The sequence below is a fragment of the Mesorhizobium temperatum genome (assembly GCF_002284575.1).
GTDB lineage: Bacteria > Pseudomonadota > Alphaproteobacteria > Rhizobiales > Rhizobiaceae > Mesorhizobium > Mesorhizobium temperatum.
In genome coordinates, this window is record NZ_NPKJ01000048.1 from 12,483 (window position 1) to 32,970 (window position 20,488).

23 protein-coding genes and 2 pseudogenes are annotated in these 20,488 nt (G+C 58.9%); 19 read left to right on the forward strand and 6 right to left on the reverse strand.

The window, feature by feature from the left end:
- Positions 1–254: 254 nt before the first annotated feature.
- From CIT26_RS16055 to CIT26_RS16075, 6 genes and pseudogenes are all read left to right on the forward strand, one after another.
- Complete coding sequence (locus tag CIT26_RS16055; RefSeq protein WP_245319451.1) at positions 255–1,460, forward strand: glycosyltransferase family protein; 1,206 nt, start codon at positions 255–257, stop codon at positions 1,458–1,460.
- A 1-nt stretch (position 1,461) separates the two neighbouring features.
- Positions 1,462–2,604 carry a UDP-galactopyranose mutase gene (gene glf / locus CIT26_RS16060; protein ID WP_095493489.1) on the forward strand — a complete coding sequence of 381 codons (1,143 nt, stop codon included), beginning with the start codon at positions 1,462–1,464 and terminating at the stop codon, positions 2,602–2,604.
- On the forward strand, positions 2,601–4,286 hold the full coding sequence (locus CIT26_RS16065; RefSeq protein ID WP_095493490.1) for a family 1 glycosylhydrolase: 1,686 nt from the start codon (positions 2,601–2,603) through the stop codon (positions 4,284–4,286). Before glf ends, CIT26_RS16065 begins: the two co-directional genes overlap by 4 nt.
- A 70-nt stretch (positions 4,287–4,356) precedes the next feature.
- Positions 4,357–4,476, forward strand: a pseudogene (locus CIT26_RS37655) (histidine kinase); the annotation flags it as partial.
- Positions 4,461–4,559: a con-10 family general stress protein gene (locus CIT26_RS38790; protein ID WP_095493491.1), complete on the forward strand. Its 99-nt coding sequence runs from the start codon at positions 4,461–4,463 to the stop codon at positions 4,557–4,559. The pseudogene CIT26_RS37655 and the gene CIT26_RS38790, both read left to right, overlap by 16 nt.
- Before the next feature lie 270 nt (positions 4,560–4,829).
- A complete protein-coding gene (locus CIT26_RS16075) occupies positions 4,830–5,114 on the forward strand; it encodes a DUF982 domain-containing protein (protein WP_095493492.1) in 285 nt (94 codons plus the stop codon).
- Positions 5,115–5,157: 43 nt separating this feature from the next.
- Here the strand turns inward: CIT26_RS16075 and CIT26_RS38795 are convergent, their stop codons facing one another.
- Entirely contained in the window at positions 5,158–5,418 is a 261-nt protein-coding gene (locus CIT26_RS38795; protein ID WP_425350351.1) for a DUF6894 family protein, read from the reverse strand.
- A gap of 181 nt (positions 5,419–5,599) precedes the next feature.
- Between CIT26_RS38795 and CIT26_RS16085 the strand changes: the two genes are divergently transcribed.
- Positions 5,600–6,319 carry a Crp/Fnr family transcriptional regulator gene (locus CIT26_RS16085; protein ID WP_077383388.1) on the forward strand — a complete coding sequence of 240 codons (720 nt, stop codon included), beginning with the start codon at positions 5,600–5,602 and terminating at the stop codon, positions 6,317–6,319.
- Positions 6,320–6,379: 60 nt separating this feature from the next.
- Here the strand turns inward: CIT26_RS16085 and CIT26_RS16090 are convergent, their stop codons facing one another.
- Entirely contained in the window at positions 6,380–6,607 is a 228-nt protein-coding gene (locus CIT26_RS16090; protein WP_095493493.1) for a DUF768 domain-containing protein, read from the reverse strand.
- Between the two features lie 524 nt (positions 6,608–7,131).
- On the opposite strand from CIT26_RS16090, the gene CIT26_RS16100 reads away from it, so the two are divergent.
- Together CIT26_RS16100 and CIT26_RS16105 are read left to right on the forward strand one after the other, a co-directional pair.
- A complete protein-coding gene (locus CIT26_RS16100) occupies positions 7,132–7,887 on the forward strand; it encodes a DUF4142 domain-containing protein (protein ID WP_095493494.1) in 756 nt (251 codons plus the stop codon).
- 20 nt (positions 7,888–7,907) lie between these two features.
- Positions 7,908–8,510, forward strand: a complete 603-nt coding sequence (locus CIT26_RS16105; RefSeq protein WP_095493495.1) for a hypothetical protein — start codon at positions 7,908–7,910, stop codon at positions 8,508–8,510.
- A gap of 86 nt (positions 8,511–8,596) precedes the next feature.
- On the opposite strand, the gene CIT26_RS16110 is transcribed toward CIT26_RS16105, so the two are convergent.
- Positions 8,597–9,766 carry an extracellular catalytic domain type 1 short-chain-length polyhydroxyalkanoate depolymerase gene (locus tag CIT26_RS16110; protein WP_095493496.1) on the reverse strand — a complete coding sequence of 390 codons (1,170 nt, stop codon included), beginning with the start codon at positions 9,764–9,766 and terminating at the stop codon, positions 8,597–8,599.
- Positions 9,767–10,589: 823 nt separating this feature from the next.
- Between CIT26_RS16110 and CIT26_RS16125 the strand changes: the two genes are divergently transcribed.
- The 4 genes from CIT26_RS16125 (at position 10,590) to CIT26_RS16140 (ending at position 13,539) form a co-directional block, all read left to right on the forward strand.
- Positions 10,590–10,919 carry a low affinity iron permease family protein gene (locus CIT26_RS16125; protein WP_095493497.1) on the forward strand — a complete coding sequence of 110 codons (330 nt, stop codon included), beginning with the start codon at positions 10,590–10,592 and terminating at the stop codon, positions 10,917–10,919.
- 852 nt (positions 10,920–11,771) lie between these two features.
- A complete protein-coding gene (locus CIT26_RS16130; RefSeq protein WP_245319452.1) occupies positions 11,772–12,269 on the forward strand; it encodes a hypothetical protein in 498 nt (165 codons plus the stop codon).
- A complete protein-coding gene (locus CIT26_RS16135; RefSeq protein ID WP_095493499.1) occupies positions 12,266–12,661 on the forward strand; it encodes a phage holin family protein in 396 nt (131 codons plus the stop codon). Before CIT26_RS16130 ends, CIT26_RS16135 begins: the two co-directional genes overlap by 4 nt.
- Positions 12,658–13,539 carry a hypothetical protein gene (locus CIT26_RS16140; protein ID WP_095493500.1) on the forward strand — a complete coding sequence of 294 codons (882 nt, stop codon included), beginning with the start codon at positions 12,658–12,660 and terminating at the stop codon, positions 13,537–13,539. The genes CIT26_RS16135 and CIT26_RS16140 overlap by 4 nt, the downstream gene beginning before the upstream one ends.
- A gap of 45 nt (positions 13,540–13,584) precedes the next feature.
- Here CIT26_RS16140 and CIT26_RS16145 read toward each other — a convergent pair whose 3' ends face one another.
- Positions 13,585–13,803: a KTSC domain-containing protein gene (locus tag CIT26_RS16145; protein ID WP_095493708.1), complete on the reverse strand. Its 219-nt coding sequence runs from the start codon at positions 13,801–13,803 to the stop codon at positions 13,585–13,587.
- A 246-nt stretch (positions 13,804–14,049) separates the two neighbouring features.
- On the opposite strand from CIT26_RS16145, the gene CIT26_RS16150 reads away from it, so the two are divergent.
- Positions 14,050–14,418: a DUF2934 domain-containing protein gene (locus tag CIT26_RS16150; RefSeq protein ID WP_095493501.1), complete on the forward strand. Its 369-nt coding sequence runs from the start codon at positions 14,050–14,052 to the stop codon at positions 14,416–14,418.
- Between the two features lie 149 nt (positions 14,419–14,567).
- Here the strand turns inward: CIT26_RS16150 and CIT26_RS16155 are convergent, their stop codons facing one another.
- Complete coding sequence (locus tag CIT26_RS16155) at positions 14,568–15,479, reverse strand: hypothetical protein (protein WP_425350353.1); 912 nt, start codon at positions 15,477–15,479, stop codon at positions 14,568–14,570.
- 486 nt (positions 15,480–15,965) lie between these two features.
- Between CIT26_RS16155 and CIT26_RS16160 the strand changes: the two genes are divergently transcribed.
- The 3 genes from CIT26_RS16160 to CIT26_RS16175 all read left to right on the forward strand — a co-directional run bounded on the left by CIT26_RS16160 (position 15,966) and on the right by CIT26_RS16175 (position 19,289).
- Positions 15,966–16,349 carry a hypothetical protein gene (locus CIT26_RS16160; RefSeq protein ID WP_206072773.1) on the forward strand — a complete coding sequence of 128 codons (384 nt, stop codon included), beginning with the start codon at positions 15,966–15,968 and terminating at the stop codon, positions 16,347–16,349.
- 1,140 nt (positions 16,350–17,489) lie between these two features.
- Complete coding sequence (locus tag CIT26_RS16165) at positions 17,490–18,020, forward strand: class I SAM-dependent methyltransferase (RefSeq protein ID WP_095493503.1); 531 nt, start codon at positions 17,490–17,492, stop codon at positions 18,018–18,020.
- A gap of 447 nt (positions 18,021–18,467) precedes the next feature.
- Positions 18,468–19,289: a hypothetical protein gene (locus CIT26_RS16175; RefSeq protein ID WP_095493504.1), complete on the forward strand. Its 822-nt coding sequence runs from the start codon at positions 18,468–18,470 to the stop codon at positions 19,287–19,289.
- Between the two features lie 175 nt (positions 19,290–19,464).
- Here CIT26_RS16175 and CIT26_RS36620 read toward each other — a convergent pair whose 3' ends face one another.
- Positions 19,465–19,608 (reverse strand): hypothetical protein, encoded by a 144-nt coding sequence (locus CIT26_RS36620; protein WP_167391422.1) that lies wholly within the window; start codon positions 19,606–19,608, stop codon positions 19,465–19,467.
- On the opposite strand from CIT26_RS36620, the pseudogene CIT26_RS37660 reads away from it, so the two are divergent.
- A pseudogene (locus CIT26_RS37660) lies at positions 19,543–19,708 on the forward strand (site-specific integrase); the annotation flags it as partial. The gene CIT26_RS36620 and the pseudogene CIT26_RS37660 overlap by 66 nt on opposite strands.
- 305 nt (positions 19,709–20,013) lie before the next feature.
- Positions 20,014–20,454: a hypothetical protein gene (locus CIT26_RS16185; protein ID WP_095493505.1), complete on the forward strand. Its 441-nt coding sequence runs from the start codon at positions 20,014–20,016 to the stop codon at positions 20,452–20,454.
- Positions 20,455–20,488: the final 34 nt, after the last annotated feature.

The following is a 20,488-nucleotide window of genomic DNA, read 5'->3' on the forward strand; positions in this document are numbered from 1 at the left end:
TGCGACGCGCCGAATCGTTTCATCGATTTTTAATTTTGTAGCAGCGTTGATTAACCCAGGATTAACAATTGTCGCGCGCGCCGCTCGATAGGCGGCGGCGCGCTACGGCAATCGAGTTTCTTTCCCTTCCCAACCGTTCCTGGAAGCCGTGATCCGACGGTGGCACTGAATCGGATTTCCACCGGAACGAGATGCGCGCAGGAAAGTTAGGGCCACAGTAACCAATCACATCTCGATGCGTGGATTAACATTTGTTGTACGCACGCATCGAGATCGCAATAAAAGGACCGAAAATGGAAATCGCTGTCGGAACCCAGAGGCGCGCGATAGTAGAGGCGCCAACGATTTTGTGTTTTTCGCATTTGCGCTGGAATTTTGTGCACCAACGTCCTCAGCATATACTTATTCTTGCTTCGAAGGCGAACAATATAATTTACTTCGAGGAGCCGCTTTTTGAAGTGGTGCCCCAAGCGTTCATGCGATCGAACGACGTCTCGCAATCCATCCGAGTCGTAACACCGGTCCTTCCCGTCGGGACCACCCAGCAGGCTGCAGATGCAGCCCAGCGAAGATTCCTGGACACTATAGTTGCCGCCACGCCTCAAGAAGGGCTGACTACCTGGTACTACACCCCGATGGCGTTGCGGTTCAGTGACCATATTCTTTGTGATGTATGCGTCTACGATTGCATGGATGAGCTTTCAGCTTTCAAGGACGCACCGCCCGAGCTCGTCCAGATGGAACGGCGGCTATTGGAGCGCGCTGATGTCGTGTTTACTGGCGGCCAGAGCCTCTACGAGGCCAAACGGAGCCTGCATCGATCCATCTTTCCGTTTCCGAGCAGCATCGACTTTACGCACTTTCATCAGGCGAGGGGTGGTGGAGCGGACCCGGTTGACCAGGAAGAGATACCTCATCCCAGAGTCGGATATTTCGGCGTGATCGACGAAAGGCTGGACGCGGACCTTGTGGCGCAGACGGCGATGAAAATGACGGACATCCAGTTCGTCATGGTTGGTCCGGTGGTCAAGATCGATCCCAAGGGTCTACCGCGGGCAGAAAATCTGCATTGGCTAGGTAGCAGAGATTACGCTGATCTGCCGCGCTACCTCAGGCATTGGGACGCGGGATGGATGCCGTTCGCACTCAATGCGGCTACCCGTTACATCAGTCCAACGAAAACCCCAGAATTCCTTGCGGCAGGCGTCCCTCTTGTCTCAACAGCAATCGTGGACGTCGTACGAACCTATGGCGCTGAAGGTCTTGTTGAAATCGTGGATGCAGACGATGTCGAGGCCAAGCTTCGGTCGGTTTTGGCGCGGCCTCGCGACCGTCTGTGGCCGCAAGTCGATGCCTATCTCCTCGACATGTCGTGGGAGAAAACCTGGAGCGCGATGGCGGTTCATATCGAGCACGCCCGCTCGACCAGGAACATATTGCCGTTCCGGCGGAGTGCGTAACATGTTCGACTGGCTGATCGTCGGTGCTGGTTTCGCCGGCAGCGTGCTCGCAGAGCGCATTGCATCGCAGCGAAATGAAAGCGTTCTACTCATTGATAGACGGAGCCATGTCGGCGGCAACGCCTATGATTGCTATAATGAGGCCGGTATCCTGATTCATCGCTATGGGCCTCACATCTTCCACACAAACGCCCAGTCGATCGTCGACTATCTCTCGCGTTTCACGGCGTGGCGGTCATATGAGCATCGCGTACTATCCTCGGTCGATGGGAAGTTGTTGCCTATTCCGATCAATCTCGACACCATCAACAAATTGTATGATCTCGATTTGACGTCCGAACAGTTGGAGCAGTTCTTCGCGTCTCGCCGAGAAACGGTGGACGAAATCCGAACCGCTGAAGACGTGGTTGTAAGCACCGTCGGCCGGGAACTCTACGAAAAATTCTTTCGCGGTTACACCAGGAAGCAGTGGGGTGTGGACCCGTCACAATTGGCCAAGTCAGTGACGGCTCGGGTCCCGACTCGCACCGATCGTGACGATCGCTATTTCGGCGACACATTTCAGAAAATGCCTGCTGGCGGCTACACACGTATGTTTCAGCGCATGCTCGACAATCCCAAAATCAAAGTCATGCTGCAAACCGATTACAGGGAAATCTGCGACAGCATTCCGTTTCGCCGAATGATCTTTACCGGGCCGGTAGACGAATATTTCGATTGGAGGCTTGGGCCTCTGCCTTACCGCTCGCTGCGGTTCGAGCACGTGACGCTTGACCGCGAGCAGTTTCAACCAGTCGCCGTCGTAAATTATCCTCAAACGGAAGACTACACCCGCATCACAGAGTACAAGCATCTGACGGGCCAGCGGAGTCCGAAAACCAGCCTGACGTACGAGTACCCAACCGACATCGGTGATCCTTACTACCCTGTGCCGCGGGCGGAAAACGAGGCGCTGTACAAACGCTACGAAGCGCTGGCTGCGGAGTGCCCCGATGTCTGGTTCGTCGGACGCTTGGCGACATACCGCTATTACAACATGGATCAGGTCGTCGGTCAGGCTTTGGCGACCTTCGCGCGCATTCAAAAAAGTTTGCCGTCGACGACTGGTGCGCAGATGCCGGTGCAGCGCGAGGCAGCTGAGTGAATGATGCACTTGAGATGTGGGGTGGCGTGGAATGCAGTATCGTCCGCATTCAGGAGAAAACGCGTAACCAGCTAGTAGACACCGGCCACATCCACCGGATCGCCGACCTAGACCTGATCGCCGAGTTGGGCATCACAACGCTCCGATACCCAGTGCTATGGGAAATGGTCGAACGCACACCGGGCTGCTACGACTGGAGCTGGCCGGATATGCGTTTGCAGCGCCTACGTGAACTTGGCATAAGGCCGATCGTCGGCCTTGTGCACCATGGCAGCGGTCCACCTCCGGTCCATGTGCTCGATCCGGATTTTCCGGCTCTGCTAGCACTTTACGCCGGGCGTGTTGCACAGCGGTATCCTTGGATCGACTTGTTCACACCCGTCAACGAGCCGCTGACCACTGCACGAATTAGCGGACTCTACAGCCTATGGAATCCGCATGGCAACAACGAGGCACGCTGCCTGCAGCTCACGGTGGCACATTGCCTTGCGATTGCACAGGCCATGAAAGCGATCCGCAAGTATACACCGGCGGCTCGGCTGGTGCAGACGGAGGATATCGGGCGTGTTTTTGCGACCGCGCGCCTCGCCTACCAAGCCGACCATGAAAACGAGCGCCGTTGGCTGGCGCTGGACTTGCTGACCGGCCGCGTCGACCGCCAACATTTGTTCCATAAACGGCTGCTCGACGCCGGAGTTGATCGTAACCATTTGGCCGAGCTGGCGGCCGAACCGTGCCCGCCGGACATGATCGGCATTGACTATTATCTGACCAGTGACCGGATGCTTGATGATCGGGTCGAACGATATCCCGACGAACAGATCGGCGGCAACGGCATTGACGTCTATGTCGACATCGCGGCCGTTCGCTCTCACATCCGCGATGATACAGGCCTGAAGTCTCGGATCGACGAACTTTGGGACCGCTACCAGCTGCCGATCGCCGTGACCGAACTGCACAATGGCTCGACGCGCGACGAACAATTGCGTTGGCTCGTTGAAGGATGGCGAGCAGGCCAGGCGGCAAAGGGCAGTGGCGTCGACGTTCGAGCGGTAACCGCATGGTCGCTGTTTGGCGCAGTCGACTGGAACTCAATGCTGGTGAGGCGGGACGCACATTACGAGAGTGGCGCATTCGACATACGCGGCGACACACCGCGACCCACTGCGGTCGCGAAGGCAATTGCCGAACTCGCGCAGCAGGGATCGTTCGATCATCCTGTCCTCGATCGGCCAGGATGGTGGCGACCGGAACCAACTCCGGCGACGGACGGACGCCCAATCTTGCTTGTCGGCTTCGGCCGCTTGATTTCGATCGTCGAGGAATGCTGCACCATCCGCAGGCTGACCGTATGCGCCGCGCGGCCAGCCAAGGTCCAACACCTGCTGGCCACAAGCAACGCATGGGCGGCAATACGAATTGAAGACAACAGCTCCAGCCACTCCGCCTTATCGGCCTCCCCAGTCCGCCTTCGGTGCCAATTTCCGGATGGCGGACAATTGTTGTTGCAATGTGCCGACTCGCTTAGCTCGTTCCCAGTGGCCAATCTATTCCTTGACTTGGTGATTGACGGACAGCGTGGCGAATTCGAACTTCTGCGGGCCGGCCCCGGCAACCAATATGAAATGACTTTGCTGCCCGACCGAGCGCGTGAGGCTCAGCAGGTCCGCCGTGCTGTGTAGCGAGACGTGGCATTGAAGTCGCGCGTGCCATGTTGAAGGCGAAGCCGACAAGCCGCGTCGCACGCAGCCAAGTCCCAATGCCGTTCAATATCTTGGCATTGCCTTTCACGAACTCGCCACCAACTCGGCTAAATATGGCGTCCTTAGTGGCAATGCAGGCAAGATTTCTGTCGTGTGGGATGTGACTGGTTCGGACACGGGGCGGCAAGCGGAAACTTCGCCAATGATCCTGAGCGTGCTTCGGAGGCGGGCCGGAAGGGCGGGAAGTCCTGATATTCTACCTGATATTCTAAGAGACGAGGTGAAAATACGGCCCGTCCGCTTGACGGGCCGTATTGCGTGCAAACGCTGTGGGCCGTGACCATTCGAGATGCCGCCGGTAAGCAACAGCGCAAGCGTGAGAGAACGACGAGACCCGAATGCGGCCACTCCGTATCGCATGCGCGGTCACGTCTTCGAGTTCTGTTTGCAGGCTCACGCAAGGATGCAACCACTTCGCGACGGTCGCGTTATGCCGATCTCGCAAAACGGGGTTCGCGCACGATGGGTAAGTTTCTACCGCTCTTGATCCGCTTTGTAGATGGACGCTTGATGCAGGTGTCATCGATCACCGAGGCTGAGCTAGCATTGGCTGGGCAATGGCCGAACAAAGAGGCAGACGTCTACAGGGAGGCTGCTCGCCTTCTCGTCTCAGCAAGGGAAGGAACCTGTACGCCGGATATCGCCTTCATTGCGTTTGAGAAGGCGGCGCGGCAGCAACGTCTGCTTAAACCCCGGAAGCCGAGTTCCGGTCTCCGCATATTGGATTCTTTGAGCGAATCGAACTAGGCGCGAGCCTAGCTGCGCGTGCTCCCGACTACCGTTGGTATGTCTAACGACTCCAATCTGATGTCAGGGTGAGTGACGCCTCGAAAATTTGCCGATCACCGTCGGTTCGGATTTTGACTGTGATCGTCACAAGATTGACATCCGGCATCTCGTCGTGTGCGATGTCGTGCAATATCCGAAGCGCCTCTGTTCTCGCTCGTTCGGGCGTCTCTAACAATTGCCCCTCGGTGTCCGTCTCTGGACCATCCGAGTCGTAGACGTCAAAATAGAAGCGCTGCATCTTCGGAAAACCCGACGCTATCATCGTGTTCTAATTCGGGTTGATCGCCATTGTTCCGCAGCGATGGCATTTCAGTATGATGGGGTGCATTGTAACAATTGTTAGTGTCCGCCATCTTCCGAAGGCCTAGAGGTCCGAAGCCGCGCAGTGCGCTTCCAAATAACCCTCGGCGATCGGCGTTCAGGCGCGATTGCTGGAGGCTAGGATGCTTGAGTCCCTATATCTCAACCTCGGCCAGCACGATGCCCTCTCCGATGCGGAAAAGGCTTTGTTGGCCGGCGCCATGTCGTTCGAGAAGGATTTTTCGACCGGACAGGACCTGGTTTCGGAGGGATCCAGGCCAACCAACAGCACGTTGATTCTTGAGGGTCTGGCCGCCCGCTATAAAGTGCTCGAGGACGGCGGGCGGCAATTCACCTCATTGCAGGTGCCGGGCGATTTTGTCGACCTTCACGCATTCCTTCTGAAAACGATGGACCACGGCATAGTGGCGTTGTCGCCCTGTCGAGTGATTATCGCAGAGCATAGCCGGCTGCGGGTCATCACAGAGGAAGCTCCACATCTGACCCGGCTGTTGTGGCTTGATACTCTTGTAGACGGCGCGATCCACCGCGAGTGGATCGTGGCCATGGGGCGGCGGTCGAAGACAGCGCATCTTGCTCACCTTGTCTGCGAGCTTTTCGTGCGCCTGCAGGTCGTGAAGCGCACCAGCGGCATGAGTTTCCACCTGCCACTGTCACAGGCCGAGCTGGCCGACGTGCTTGGCCTGTCTGTTGTTCATATGAACCGGGTGATCGGCGCGTTGCGTAAAGTTGGGGTGATAAGCTGGGCGAACTACACTGTGACCATTTTGAACTGGCACCGACTGCAGGAAATCGCCGAATTCGATCCAACCTATCTCAGCATGGTGCGGGAGCCGCGGTGAATACTTCGCTGGTGTTTGTCAGATTTCCAGAAGGTAACGGCGCTGTCCCTGTGCGTGCCCTCAATCTGCTCGTCCCCCACGTCGACGTTGCAAGGCATGGATAATCACTTCGTAAACGCTTCCGATCTCTTCGTCGATGTCGCCGCTGGCGATGCCTTGTGCATCCGCGGAGGCCTTCATGGCGCTATCAGCCAAGTCGGTTACTACCAACACTGGATCACCGATCGCGCCCTCAGGCATATGCGTAGAAATCCAGCGATATAGAAAATCAGCGCCGCGCGTGCTCATGACGCTCTAATATTGCTGCGCCGATTCGGTTCCGGCACTAACATTTGATATAGGCTGGGTTCGTATATCCGCGTACACGGCCCGTATGGGCAAGATCAAAAGCAATCCCGACCCCGCCTCCGAGAACCACTCGTATGAGGTTGAATTCTTCGCGCAAAAGCATGGTCTCTCACTGAAAGCTGCGAAGGTCATTCTCTATTCTAACGGGCCTTCGCGGACTATGTGTGACGCGGCGGCGAAGGCGTTCGTTGCGGCCGTTGCCGCGACGCGCAATGAACAAGAAACACCTCGCCTCCCCGTGGATGCTCGAGGTCCGGAGACAGTTCGCAGGTAGAGGCTGAGTCCCCTCGGTTCGAGCGTTCTCTTTTGCTTTGCGACTGGGCTTGGCTCATTGCCCTCGTCGCGCGGTTGAGAATTCTGCCCTACGATTCAGACGCTCAGACATATCTCTTTCGCGCCGGAACAAAGCGATCATGGGCTTGTTAGGATTCATCGCACACTCGTGCACTAACAAGGACAAATCCATGAAAACGCGACACCTATTCGCCTCGCTCGCTGCTGTCTCCCTAGTCCTCGCGATGCCCGCTTTCGCTGCGGATACCGCGCAGGACTTCGTCGACAAGGCCGCTGTCGGCGGCAAATTCGAAGTCGACTCAAGCAAGATCGCTCAGGACAAGGTAACCGACCAGAATGTCAAAGAATTCGCACAAAAGATGATCGAAGATCACAATGCAGCCAACGCCAAGCTGCAGTCCATCGCCGGCGAGCAGAAGCTGCAGCTTCCCGTCGACCTGGATGCCCCCCATAGGTCCGAGTTGCAGAAGCTTCAAGACGGCAAGGCGCCGCTCGATCAGCCTTACGTCGATATGCAGCGCAGTGCGCATGCCGACGCAGTTTCCTTGTTCGAGTCATATGCGAAGGACGGCGACAACGGGCCGCTTAAGGCGTTCGCACAGGAGATGTTGCCGACACTCAAAATGCACAAGGAGATGATCGAAAAGATCGCCACAACCATCGGCACGGATTCTTCGTCAGCAGCGAACTCAACAACGCCGGCTGTCAAAACGACCGATACTCCAAGTCCATCCGCCCCGGAACCCGGTGCGAACAGCTTCACCGAAGACCAAGCCAAGGACCGAATTGAGGATGCAGGCTACTCGAACGTATCCAAGCTCATCAAGGACGACCAGGGCATTTGGCGCGGCCAGGCGAGCAAGGATGGGAAAAACATCCCCATAGCGCTCGACTATCAGGGCAACATCGTTGTCGGCAATAACTAACAAAACCAAGGAGAGATCAAATGAAAACAGTAACTGGACTGTTCGATAACTATGACGACGCATCCAATGCGGTCGGCGAATTGGAAGCAACGGGAATCCCGCATTCGGATATCAGCATCGTCGCCAACAATTCGAGCGACTGGTATGATGATGATCGCTCGGAAGCCGCTGAAGATGCCGCCGGTGGCGCCGGGATAGGAGCGGTGGTAGGCGGTACCGGCGGGTTGCTGACGGGGTTGGGCATCATGGCCATTCCTGGCGTCGGACCGGTCGTGGCGGCTGGCTGGCTTGCGGCCACCGCCGTAGGTGCACTTGCCGGAGCTGCCGTCGGCGGTGCCGCCGGCGGGATCATCGGCGCCCTTACGGATTCCGGCGTGCCGGAAAGCGATGCACATGTTTACGCAGAGGGCATCCGACGTGGCGGGACCCTGGTCACGGCCAAAGTCGCGGACGAGCTCGTGCCGAGCGTCGAGCAGATCCTCAGTCAATCCAGATCGGTCGATGTAGCCGAACGTCGCAGGGACTACGAGGCGGGTGGTTGGACCGGATTCGACGCCGATGCGGAAGACTATACCCCCGACGAGATCGAGCGCGACCGTGCCCGTGACGGCAACCGCCTGTGATCGAGGAACCCCGCTGCCGAAAGGCAGCGGGAATTCTCTCCCTCTTCATAGTCCTCAGAGTTGACTTTGCGGCCGCTGGATCCCTCCTACCGCATCAAGCCAGCCGCTCGCAGCGCGTCCTCGATGACTTTCGTAACATCGGCTTGCGAACCAACCGCATTGAGCGGCAGGGTCTTTCTTGCCGCGACAACGTGGTCCGCCCGCGGTTTTTCCTCCGTTTCGCGGCCGGCTGGGAGTATGGTTCCAGAAAGGGTTGCGCCATCGGCGGAGATCTTTGTCCTTGAGCCTTGCGCTCCTGTCTCCATAATGCCCCAGAAGCAAGCGATATGGCGGGTCGAGGATATCCCTACATCCAGCATGAAAGGCCCCGCGCTGCCGAGGCCATTGTCGCCGGGCGTCTTCAGTGGTGCGCCATGGCCCATGCCCGTGATGCTGAATTTTTCGATCAGCTCTCTCCCGCTCGTGTCGCACCAGACCTGCCGCATATGCCCATCGACGGTTTCCGAGCGTTTTGGGTTAGCGTCTATGGAATGAACGCCTTGCCATTGCACCAGGATTGCATCTGCGTTGAAAGGGACAACGGTGTTGTCCGCTGTCCCGTGCCAGATCGATATTGTCGGCCACGGACCTTTGTGTGATGAGGCGGCACGCACAAGCCGTGGCAGTTCCTGTTCAGACGGGCCGCCATGGCCGCGCATACGGTCGAAGGCCTCGGGAATCGTCGTCGCACTGCCATAGGCAAGGCCAGCGATGATCGCGCCGCCGGCGAACACATCCGGATAGGCAGCGAGCATCACGGACGTCATGGCGCCTCCCGCGGAAAGCCCCGTAACAAAGATGCGCTCTCGATCGATCTTGTGCGCGACGACCAGCGCCTCAACCATCTGGCGTATCGATAGCGCTTCCCCGCTGTCGCGTCGGATGTCTCCTGGGACAAACCAGTTGAAACAGAGATTTGCGTTGTTGGCGCGTTGCTGCTCGGGAAACAGGACCGCGAACCCTTCCTGCTCAGCCAGTTGCGACCATCCAGATCCCCGATCGTAGCCATCTGCAGTCTGTGTGCAGCCATGCATGACGACGACCAAAGCGGCTCCGTGCGGCAGATTTGCGGGAGCGTAGAAGCGCGCCTTCAACCCGCCGGGGTTGGACCCGAACTCTGTCACGTCCGACAACCGACCGTCGTGGCGTTTTGGGTAAAGGCCCGATCGACCCCGCACTGCGGTCAAACGAGTGATCGTGTCCGAGATGTTTCGCAAATCGAGATCCTTGCTTCGATTCTTCGGCCATGAAGATTAGTCTCCGCTGTACCGACACAATTCCGCAGGCGGCTGCTTGTTCCGCTCAGCCTTCGTCCCAAAAATCCTGCAGAGATGCATGGCGAAGGTCTTCCTCGCCACGCAAGGGCTTCACGCGGCCGATCAGCCCTGGCTTGACCATTGCGTTGCCGGCCGCTTCATACCCCTTGGGTGGTGGCCCCCCGCCCCGACAAGGTCTTGATACTTCATCATCCAATCAGACCGCGGCGAATGAGAATGCAAAGTATCGGCGTTATCGATGACGATCTGCGAACGATACCGGTCAAACTTGACCTCGTGCATCCATCCGTCATCTTGGGGCGGATTCTCCATAGGGGCAATGAACGCAAGCCTAGCCGTGCCGGCACTCATTCGTTTACGCACGCAATCGAGTCTAGGCTCGCCCGATCTGGCGACTAGGGGATGCATGAAGCGGCTTGTAATTCGCCTCAGCCGGCGTCGCAAAAGGGGGCCGGTCAGGCCCAGCCCCGCCGCTCTTGTTGCTCCCGTTGACCGCTGAGCACTCCAAAAGCCCGCACGCCCTCACGCAACAAAGCGCGCTGGACCGCGTTCAATCCGTCATGACAAAGCTATCTCAACTCGGGCCGTCGATTACCGGCAAGCGACACGGCAAACAGGTCGAACATGAGGGCGACCACTTCTATCCGTGCACGACTTGGCCAACCGGTAGATGCGCGCGACCTGCGGCAAGTCATCTGGGATGACCAACCGGGGCACGAGCCGCTCAAACTCGATTCTTGACCGGACACAGGAGACCGCTGCAATGACAAGCAATCAGGTCAGGAGCGCCATCACACATATTGGCACGCTGACATCGCGCCCGCAGGCGTTTCTGATCTTCTTCGCCTACGCCGGCCTCTGGCTCATCTTCGATCGGCGCAGCGTGGATTGGCATGCCATCGCGACACTGGCGACCTGGGCGATGACCCTATTCATCCAGCGTGCCGAGCATCGCGATACACAGGCGCTGCACGCTAAACTGGACGAATTGGTTCGCGCGGTAGGTGAAGCTGACAGCGAGACCGCAAGAATCGACAACAAGGAACCGGAAGAGATCGAGGCCCAGCGGGAGCGGAAACAGGAAGACGGTTGAGCAGGGTCATCAAGCATCGTTATCGGTGAATCAGACGGTAGCGGAAGCGATCATTGAAGTAGCAGCCCTTGGCCAAGGCGGCACAATCTCTGCATGGCGTGGGAAATTGCGGACATCAACATCGGCGATGAGGTGGTGACCGCCATGACCGTGCTGAAGATACTGGATGAGGGACGGTTCCCAGCCCGTTCACGAGGGGGAAGCCCTTGCCAAAGCCATCATCGAACCGGTCGAACGGCTGAGCCGATGCGCGAATGACGAGAGGGCTGGCGAGTAACGGTGCGCCCTATCGTTTCCAATTCTTGCGGGGTCGCATCCCAGAATTCGAAGCGTGCCTTAGATCTTCCTCGCCCCCGGGGGGCGTCGCACGGGCCATGATGTCCGGCTTGATCCAAAGCGCTTGTCCGGTGCCTCGGGAACCGGCAGGTATGACAGCAGCCTTCGCCATTACCTGAGCCGCAAACTCCACGTCTGCCGATAGAAGTCCATGCGGGGCTCGCCGGTTAGGGTGCCGACTTCATTATCGCTAATTTAGCTGGAAATGTTGGAACCTGTTTGCCGTAGGCAAGTTCGCTAGGCAATGGAGGAGATTGCCACCATGAACAGTGTCATTTATCTCATCGGCCTTGTCGTTGTCGTGCTTGCGATCCTCTCCTTCCTCGGATTCCATTAGGAGATACCATGCAGCGCGAAGACGATCAGGGCCGTAAGCCGGCCGATTTCGAAACAGCCAAAAGCGAACTGTCCGAGCGGTTCCAGCAGGAAACGCAGACCGCGACAGAGGCGCTACATGACGCTCGCGATGAACTCACCAGGAAGGCGGGCGATTACGCTGCGGAAGCGAAGCAGGCGTTGTTCGACAAGGCCGAGGGAACACAGCGCGATATCACCTCCAACCTAAAGGCCTTTAGCGGCGCGTTGCGAGCAGCAAGCGAGCATCTGGCCAACAATGATCAACGGACCGCTTCGAAGTTCACCCTCGATGCCGCCGGCGCACTTGAACGCCTTTCATCTTCGCTGAAGGACAAACCATTCGAAGATGTTCTTGGCGAGATGCGGTCGTTCGGCCGCGAAAACTCAGGGGCGCTGATCGCCGGCTCTGTATTAGCAGGCTTGGCGCTGGGGCGGCTTATCAAGAGCCCGCCGCCATCTGCCCCGACCGAAACACAGCGTCGATCGGGAACTGATCGGCCTTCCGAAATGGCTTCGAAATCGGATGAGTCCGGATTGCGATCGGCAGAGGTCCCTGACACTACGCCGCCCCGCTTCAACCAGCCCAGAGACGACACGGCCGGCGATGACTTGGCCGGTGACGACTGGGCCGGCGCAAGCCTGGAGCAGAACCCATGACCAACAATCAGGAAAGTCGCGGCCTCGCAACCCTCGTCAGCGATCTGGCACAGCAGGTCACAACCCTGCTTCAAACCGAAAGTAGGCTGTTGCGGGCCGAAATGTCGGAAAAAATCAGCAAGGCCGGCGCAGGCGCCGCCGAGGTTCTGGCCGGCGCCATATGCCTTCTCGCGGCCTTGATGGTGCTTTTGCAAGCACTCGTAATCGCCCTGGCGAGTGCCGGCCTGGGAGCGGGATGGTCCTCGCTGCTGGTCGGGATCGTCGTCGCGATACTGGGAATCATTCTCTTGCGCTCTGGCACGAAAAGCATGGCTCCTTCCGAGCTGACGCCCGATCGCACACAAGACCAACTCAAGCGCGACGCGCGCGTGATCAAGGATCAAATAAGATGAGCGACAAATCCGCAGCCGAGCTTGAACGCGATGCCGACATCGCCCGGGCCAAAGTAGCAGACACCGCCGATTCGATCCGCAGCAAGATGACACCGGGTCAATTGATCGACGAATTTACCGGAATGTTCGCCGGCGGCGAGGGATCCGCCATGCTAGGCAACCTCAAGTCGCAAGTCAGGGACAACCCGTTGCCACTGACGTTGATTGGAGCCGGCCTGGCCTGGCTGATGCTCGGCGACGGCACGTCGGCAACCAACTCAGCTGCCGCTGGTTATCGGACAGGCACGGCTCCTGGCGCTTTCTCCGACCTGCGCAGCGATGATTTCAGCCAGGGAAACGAAGGGTCCGGAATCGGGGCGATGCTCTCCGATACCGCCGGTTCGGTTACATCAGCAACAAGCGGCGCGGCCGAAGCTGCAGCAAACGCTGTAACGGGCGCCAAGGAGAGGATGACAAAAACCGCCGGACAGCTCGGCTCAAGCGCCAGCGAGATAGCGGCTCGGACGCGCCAATCGGCACAAGACCTCTTCGAGCGCGAACCGCTGGCTATCGCCGCAGTCGGCCTTGCGCTGGGCACTGCCATCGGGGTGATGCTGCCCCACACAGCCACAGAGGACGAGCAACTTGGCGCCTACCGCGACAAAATTCGCGACAGTGCGGAGGAGGTTTTCGAGACGGGCCTGGAGCAAGCAAAGCAAGTTGCCGCCGAGGCCTACGAAACGGTCAAGGAAGAGGCCGACCGGCAAGGCTCGGGTGGAGATGCCGACACGCTAGCAGGCAAGGTCGGCAAAGTTGTGAAATCGACCGCAAAAAGAACCGAGGAAGCCATTCGCGATCGTTTGCCGGAGTCGTCGGGCGGGTCTTCTACCACGTCATAGCGTCGCCACCAGCCTGGTGGAATGACGGGCCTGGTCAATAGGATGTCATCCGGCATCGTCGCCGGTCGTAACCACACGGTGCCGAAAGCGATTGCGGATGTGATCGTTGAAATAGCGGCCCTTGGCAAAGGCGGCTTTGAACGCGGCGAAGGTCCCTGGCGGCACGTCCTCAAACTCGTACCGCTTGCCGCTGGCGACGAACCACACCGAAAGGACTTTACGCTCCGGATCGTATTCCGTTTTGCGTATCGAGGTGGATGGCATCGTGGCGGCTCGATCAAAAGCCGTCAACGATTGGAGAGCCCGTCGCGTTCCCTCGTGGTGTTGCTCCCGAGCAGCGCACGAGGATTTGCTCCGGGCCACCCAACGCATCGCAGCATCGCAAATGCGGCAGGAACGGTCCTCTGGAGGCCAGCCTTCGGGTCCCTCTTTTGTCCGAAATCCGCGTGTCGGGTCGGATCGTTCCGACGCTCCTTCGCGTTGGGTGAAAACCCACAAGGAGGAACGACCATGTCAGACGACAAACATGAACGCATTCGGCGCCGCGCATATGAGATCTGGGAACGAGAAGGCCAGACGCACGGTCTGCACGAGCACCATTGGACTCAGGCGACCTTAGAAATCGAGAACGAAGACCGCTCGCTTGGTGCTCGTCCACCGGCAATATCTGGTACCGACGTACCAGCTCCCGCGCAGACCCAAAGCCGAGGGAAGAAAGGCAAGCGCGCCGCTGGTCAATCGGATGTTGAGGCAGCGGAAGCGCTGGCGATGAGAACAGGCATCACCGGCGACCAAGCTCAAGACCTCATCGACCGCCTCGGTGACGATCCGCTGGCACTCGATGAGGCGGCGCGAAGCCTTAGGGCATCCGAAAGGTAATCGCCGGCTGTCTCAGGCAGCCCATCGCTGTACTGGATAGATCAGCGCAGATTTTCAATCTCCCGCCAGCGGACCGCCGCATCGGCCGAACAAATGAAAGCCCGCGCCTCTGGCGGAGAGAGCGGGCCGATCGAGTCGCGGTCCGAGGCTCATGACCTTCTGAGATCGCGGTTTCGCCTTCGACGCTCGATCATGCGCGCGTTTCGACGAGCAACTCTCAGTTCGGTAAGCGTCGGCTGCCACCAGCCGCGGGAATGCTCCATTTCGCCGGCCTCACGACGAGCGGGCCATGTCCTGATGAGTTCCGTCAGCGTCGCCAAGCGCCACGTTCGCCACACGAAGTCGAAGTCTGCCCGCATCGCGTGTGGGTAGAAAGCAGTCAATGCCGACAGCTCGGCGAGTTCACCTGACACATCGGTAAAGACGACAACACCGTACTGCTCTGTTGCGACGGGACGGCCCATCGGAGGCAAGTCTTCAGCTGGCAGCGGATAGCGATGGCGTCGGCGTTCTGCATATCGCAACCGCGCGGTTCTTTGAGCTTCCGAGTCCTTCTCCGCCTCGCGCCATCGCTTCCTTTCCTCGGGCTCGCTACGTCGGGCAGCCTCTTCGATTGTCGGCCACCGGCGCCGCAGTTCCTCATAGGACCGAAACGGCACGCGCCACGCCCGAAGTTCATCGTCCCAACTTGCCCAGGGAATTTCGTGTAGTTCCCGAAGGAGGGTCTTCGAATAGGGTGTCCGAATGCGCAAGTCGTCGGCAACCTCGAGATAGGGACTGGAGATCGGATCGAAAGCGAAGGCGTCGCGCCCCTTGCTATCGCCGTGGATCGCCAGCAACTCGGCCTCACGCGCCAGCCAACGGTCGACCCGGCGGGCTGCCGTCTTGCCTGGTACAAACCAGCTCCTGCGCTGGTCGCTCCACCTTGCTCGCGGAAAAGCCTCCCGAAATCGTTCGACAGTCATTCGGTCATAAGGAAAGTTCGCCAAGGCACCGGGCGTGTCTTGTTTCCGCAACGCAGGCTGATGCTTCGAATCCTCCACGGTCGTGCCGTCAATGATGTTGAACTCGCAGAGAAACGTCCCGCCGGCCCTAATGGTTCACACGCGAACCAGAACGCGACTGCCCTTCGCGACTGGAGGTCGCCCGCAGGCGGAGCGCGCTAAATCGCGAATGTGGCAGCCGCTAGGCCGCTCGTCCTTCGCAGGCGTCCCTACGGGGTCGCAAACTCGGCATAAGCTCGAATCCCTGCTCCCTTCGCCGACATAACGGATGAAAGGCCGTGCAATTGGCAGCAACTTCCAGCCAGATCCAGAGAATTCCAGGAAGTTCCATTCGGATGAACTGTTGAAGACGAGCGCTGCACATTAGAGCTGAAAGCAGAGCCGGCGCGTCCTTCCGTGAGGAAAATCACAGATGCCTGTCAGTCAGAATCGACAAGGCAACCGGAACCGTTCGGAACGCAGCATCGGGCCAGGCCGCCGCAGATCACCTGCGTGGCAGCTGCAGCCGAAGTGTTCGGGAATCCTGCTAGAGGAGAAATGACAATGATCCGGCTTTTGACAGCTTTTGCATTATCCGGCCTTTTCTTGGCAGGCACCTCCGCGGCGGCCGAGCTGGCGCCGGGCAGCGGACACAGCATTCATTTACCTGCCTTCCACGGCGTTATCTATTACACGGTCGAGCAGTCTGGTTATCGAGTCGTCGCGACGCTGGCTTCGAGCGCAGACGAGCTGCCAATCCGCTTCATTTCCACCCTTGGGCCGGGGCAGCGCATGGTCATCTCGGTGGGCCAATCGATCGGCCTGCCGGCCATCGATTTCGAGATCCTGCGGAATGGCGATGCGCTTGTCGTCGGCGATCCCATCGCCGCTGCGGCGATCGATTTCATGGACGAAGTAGTGGTGACCCCGGCCGCGCTCGCCCAATGACCGACATCTGCAAATCGCCGATGGGGGGAATGAATCCGGAAACTCGTCCCGGCTGCGCTGTTCAGCGGAACTTTGTAGGCAGCACAGGTGGCGTGAGCGCTGGCCGAGAGGTTTAAGGCAGAAGACCTGAAAACTCCTGCACCTGGAACGGTACACGCCTACATTGCTAGACGGCACGCCTCCGGCAAAGCTGCGAATTGCGGGGCCACTGCAATCCGCAGGTCGGCGGGTTCAGGCAATGCTCATTGAAGGATGGGCCGCCGACTTTCCTTTTGGCTGTAAAGCTCGGTGGGTTGTCGCTCTCAATTGCCGTCTCAAATTGATTGGCGGGACCGGCGACGCGGATGACCGCACTTGCGAACGTCCTTTTTGCCCGTGCGGGCAGGTTGTGCGGCTCGCCGGTGGAGAAGGTTGGATTTCAGGTCCTCTCCCTCCGCCAATGCACCCTGCCCCAACATTCTCTGCCTCGGCTCGAGGGCGCACGAACCGCGGAGAACCGCGGGGCTTTTCAATTTAAGCTGCCAACCGCGCTGCCGGCCTCCTGGGCTGAATGGGCGTGCTGGAAGGGCGCGGGCTTATCCGCTCGCGGCGTGGCGAAGTCACCATTCGGGACCGCGACGGACCTTATGGAACGCGCGAACGGAGCCTATGGGCGTTCGGAGGCTGAATACGATCGCTTAGTCGGGGATATCGCCGGAACTGACTTCCTGCTGTCGAGGGCGGCCAGCTTCCAAGTGGCCTCCTCGGCCGCGACGCCAATAAGCGCGTCGAACTCCGGTACGGCATCAAGATGCCCCCATTTTCGAATTCGGCCGTGCGGAATGCCTCCTTTCCGACGCAAAGATCGTCGAGATACACGGTCCGATCAGCCATGAGTCGGCAGTCGTCGGGAGTTCACCAAGCAACCGAACCTATCCACAGAAAAATTTTGTTGGAATAAACGTTGGTACCAGGAAGACCGAGTGGCAACCGAACGAACTGAAAAACAAGCACAATTACCCATGCTTTGATTCCGCCTCTGGGCACCATTTTCCACGGCAATTGCTTAACCGTCCGACAGACGTTTCGTTGGACTTTGCCGGAAAATGCTAGCGGGCGCAGATAAAATTCGACTTTGGTCCAGGACACGGAAGGATAGTCGTGCCTTTTTGGAAATCGCACAAGAAATATAGCGCAGGAACGTGGGACGATCGGCTCGATGGATTATTTTCATGCGGGGTAAACTACTCCGGTAAGACGATCCTTGATGTTGGCTGCAATATGGGCATCGTCGCTTATGAAATCGCCAAACGCAGACCGGCCTACATCCACGGCATTGACATTCTGAAGCCACACACCCGCGTGGCGCGTTCCATCTTTCTAGGATCGAACGTAGAAAGTCGATTTGACACCATGAGCCTTGGGAGTCGAAAGCTTCAATCTGTTCTAAATGACCGTTACGATATCGTGCTTCTTCTCGCTGTGTACCAGCATGTCCGCAGGGGGTTGGGTCAGGAGGAGGCCGATCGCATCTTCATCGACATTATCAACCGCGCACAGACGATCGTGGCGCGAGTTCCCGACGAAGACGACATCCGCCTTCAGTCTCTAATCGGGGATGCCGGGTTCACCTTATCTGATCGCCACAAGTCGCCACGCGGCAGTACAGTTCTGGCGTATCATCGCCACTAGGCCGGGCGGATGGCGATTGTCACGCGACCACGCACCAGACGTTGTGAGAGGGTCGCCGCTCGATGAGCAGGGCGGTGGAAGAGTTGAGGGTGCTGACCGGTGGATTTTGTATCGCCGGATGATGCGATGGCGAACGCCCTTTCGGCGGTGGCACTCAAGCGCGGCTGCGCGGTTCTGTTCGACGAACAGGCGGGTGCCGATATCCTGCATCCGCTCTAGCGCAATCCAAGAACGGTCTTCCATCCGGAATTTAGCAAAAGACAAACGGTTAGGGTCTTTTTGGCTTTGATTGAGACAGTTCTGCCCGGGGGAATTTCGAGGGCCTCGGTGCAGGTCGGCGTCGCAACCCGCCGGACTTTCGCATTTGCATAAAGTTTCTCAGATATAAATTAGCTCTTCGTTATATTTGGCAGTTATATGCGGAGGTGCGATTCAAAAGGAGGAATCATGACATCCCGAAAGACTCTTTTCGCCGCGTTTGCCGTTTTCGCGCTTCTGGCATCTCCGGCGCTGGCCGGTGCAGGCGGTAACGGCCATGGTGGCGGTAACGGCCATGGTGGCGGCAACGGCCATGGTGGCGGCAACGGTAACGGCGGCGGCGGCAACGGCAATGCTGGCGGCAATTCCGGCAATAGCGGTTCGCATGGCAAGTCGGCGTCAGCCAAGGGGCAGGTGGCCAAGGCCGAAACGGAGACTGTTGCAAGCGTTGACGACGCTGAGCAGACCGCCTCTGTGTCCAAGGGAAAGAATATCCGTGCCAAGCTCGGCCGGTTGAACTCGCTGCAGCGCAACGTCAACGCGTACATGAACTCCAAGAGCAAGAAGTTCGCTGCCGTACAGGCCTTTGCGGTGGCGTCCGCGAACGCCCAGAACGCACAGGCCGCGGCTGACAAGGCGGCCGCGGCGGCGGTCGACGCTCAGGCCCAATTGGATGCCCTGAACGCGCAGCTCGACACGTTGAACGGGCTTACGCCTGACCAGATTTCAGCCATGACGCCCGAGGAACAGGCGGCCCTGCCGGGACAGATCGCGGATCTGGAAGCGCAGGTCGCGGCCCAGGAAACCACGGTCTCGGATGCCGAAGCAGCGGCTGCCGCGGCCCAGACGGCTGCCGACCAGGCCGCTGTCGGCACCGACGATGCATCGCTCGACGCGGCACTTGCCGACATGGCCAACAAGCCCGTCGACGCCGAGGTCACGGACTGGGCCAAGGGTGTGCTTGCCGACAAGATCGACCAGGTGGCCGCCAAGCCGGCTCCGGCGCCGTAAAGCCGATCGCGGCTGAAACGACCCAGTCGAACGATCAAGCCGCCGGGTTTCGCCCGGCGGCTTTTTTTGACGGCACGACGGAAGAGGGGCGCGCTGTCCCGCCAGCGCCAAAAAGGTTCCTGTGGGCGTCACCTGCCCTGGGGTCGGCGTCACCACGCACTGAGGGCTATTGGCGTCATCGGCCGACGTGCTGCAGTCCGGCGGCGTTGCGAGTAGCGAAATAGGCCTCGCCCGGATTGGAGAACGGCGCCGCATCAATCGCGTTGCCGATGGTGGCCTGGGCCTGCCACCCAAGGTGGTTCAGGAACGGCTCGGCCATTCCTCTATCATGATGACAATGGACGTCTACGGGCAACTTGTTCCCGCGCGGCGATCATGCCGAGGAACTGGCTGCGGCCGAACGGGCACTTTTGGCCTGACGCGACATGAACGCGACATGGAGCTAAAAAGCTCAACGATTTCAACCATCGACAGCGGACTGAAAATCCGCATGTCGGTTGTTCGAATCCACTTCAAGGGCACCTGGCAATTTCAGCAGCTTATGCCATGGCCGCCGACTTTGCTAATCAGTTGGCAGGGATCAGCCCGTCGGTGTCACGGCATGCCGCGCAGCGTTCTCCCCCGGCGAAACACCTTTGCTCGCATTGGGCGGATGACGGATTTGATTTGCTTGGTGATCCCCTATCCTTAGGGCAAACTGCCTGCTGGGGCTCTAGGAGGCGAAATGAGAGCACGCGCAGCAACGGTTGGAGATCTGGAAAATGTTTTCAGTGATCTGTCCAAGCGGATATCGGACGAGTACGTCGCGGCCGGCAAGGACAGCAAGATCGCCTACGACAATCTGATGATGAACTTGAAAGAAGGCCGTGCTCATGCGCTCGTGCAGGGCGAAAAAACCGTCGCGCTCATCGCGTGGCACGAGAATAGCGACGCTGCTGATACGCTGTTCGCCGCGCAGGAGGATTTCTTCAGCGCCGCGACCGTTCGCTTCTGCAAGCGGCATATTCGCCATATCCAGGCGCTCGCCGGCAACCTCCCCATTCACTCGCGCAGCTGGCTCCAGAGACCGGACGTCGCAAAATGGTTCCGGATAATCGGCTATGTCGAGCGAGGCCAGGAGAATGGCGCCAACCTGTTCGAACTGCCGCCGGCTCCCGCCGCCTAAAAATCTCGGCGTGCTGCGAAACGCCGCGACAACC

Excerpts from the sequence above, each read along its gene's own strand:
- CIT26_RS16175 (WP_095493504.1), top strand. The coding sequence starts at position 18,468 with ATGACATCCCGAAAGACTCTTTTCGCCGCGTTTGCCGTTTTCGCGCTT.
- CIT26_RS16185 (WP_095493505.1), top strand. The coding sequence starts at position 20,014 with ATGAGAGCACGCGCAGCAACGGTTGGAGATCTGGAAAATGTTTTCAGT.
- CIT26_RS16135 (WP_095493499.1), top strand. The coding sequence starts at position 12,266 with ATGACCAACAATCAGGAAAGTCGCGGCCTCGCAACCCTCGTCAGCGAT.
- CIT26_RS16125 (WP_095493497.1), top strand. The coding sequence starts at position 10,590 with ATGACAAGCAATCAGGTCAGGAGCGCCATCACACATATTGGCACGCTG.
- glf (WP_095493489.1), top strand. The coding sequence starts at position 1,462 with ATGTTCGACTGGCTGATCGTCGGTGCTGGTTTCGCCGGCAGCGTGCTC.
- CIT26_RS16140 (WP_095493500.1), top strand. The coding sequence starts at position 12,658 with ATGAGCGACAAATCCGCAGCCGAGCTTGAACGCGATGCCGACATCGCC.
- CIT26_RS16090 (WP_095493493.1), bottom strand. The coding sequence starts at position 6,607 with ATGAGCACGCGCGGCGCTGATTTTCTATATCGCTGGATTTCTACGCAT.
- CIT26_RS16160 (WP_206072773.1), top strand. The coding sequence starts at position 15,966 with ATGATCCGGCTTTTGACAGCTTTTGCATTATCCGGCCTTTTCTTGGCA.
- CIT26_RS16145 (WP_095493708.1), bottom strand. The coding sequence starts at position 13,803 with ATGCCATCCACCTCGATACGCAAAACGGAATACGATCCGGAGCGTAAA.
- CIT26_RS16100 (WP_095493494.1), top strand. The coding sequence starts at position 7,132 with ATGAAAACGCGACACCTATTCGCCTCGCTCGCTGCTGTCTCCCTAGTC.
- CIT26_RS16150 (WP_095493501.1), top strand. The coding sequence starts at position 14,050 with ATGTCAGACGACAAACATGAACGCATTCGGCGCCGCGCATATGAGATC.
- CIT26_RS16075 (WP_095493492.1), top strand. The coding sequence starts at position 4,830 with ATGGGTAAGTTTCTACCGCTCTTGATCCGCTTTGTAGATGGACGCTTG.
- CIT26_RS38795 (WP_425350351.1), bottom strand. The coding sequence starts at position 5,418 with ATGATAGCGTCGGGTTTTCCGAAGATGCAGCGCTTCTATTTTGACGTC.
- CIT26_RS36620 (WP_167391422.1), bottom strand. The coding sequence starts at position 19,608 with ATGGCCGAGCCGTTCCTGAACCACCTTGGGTGGCAGGCCCAGGCCACC.
- CIT26_RS16085 (WP_077383388.1), top strand. The coding sequence starts at position 5,600 with ATGCTTGAGTCCCTATATCTCAACCTCGGCCAGCACGATGCCCTCTCC.
- CIT26_RS16105 (WP_095493495.1), top strand. The coding sequence starts at position 7,908 with ATGAAAACAGTAACTGGACTGTTCGATAACTATGACGACGCATCCAAT.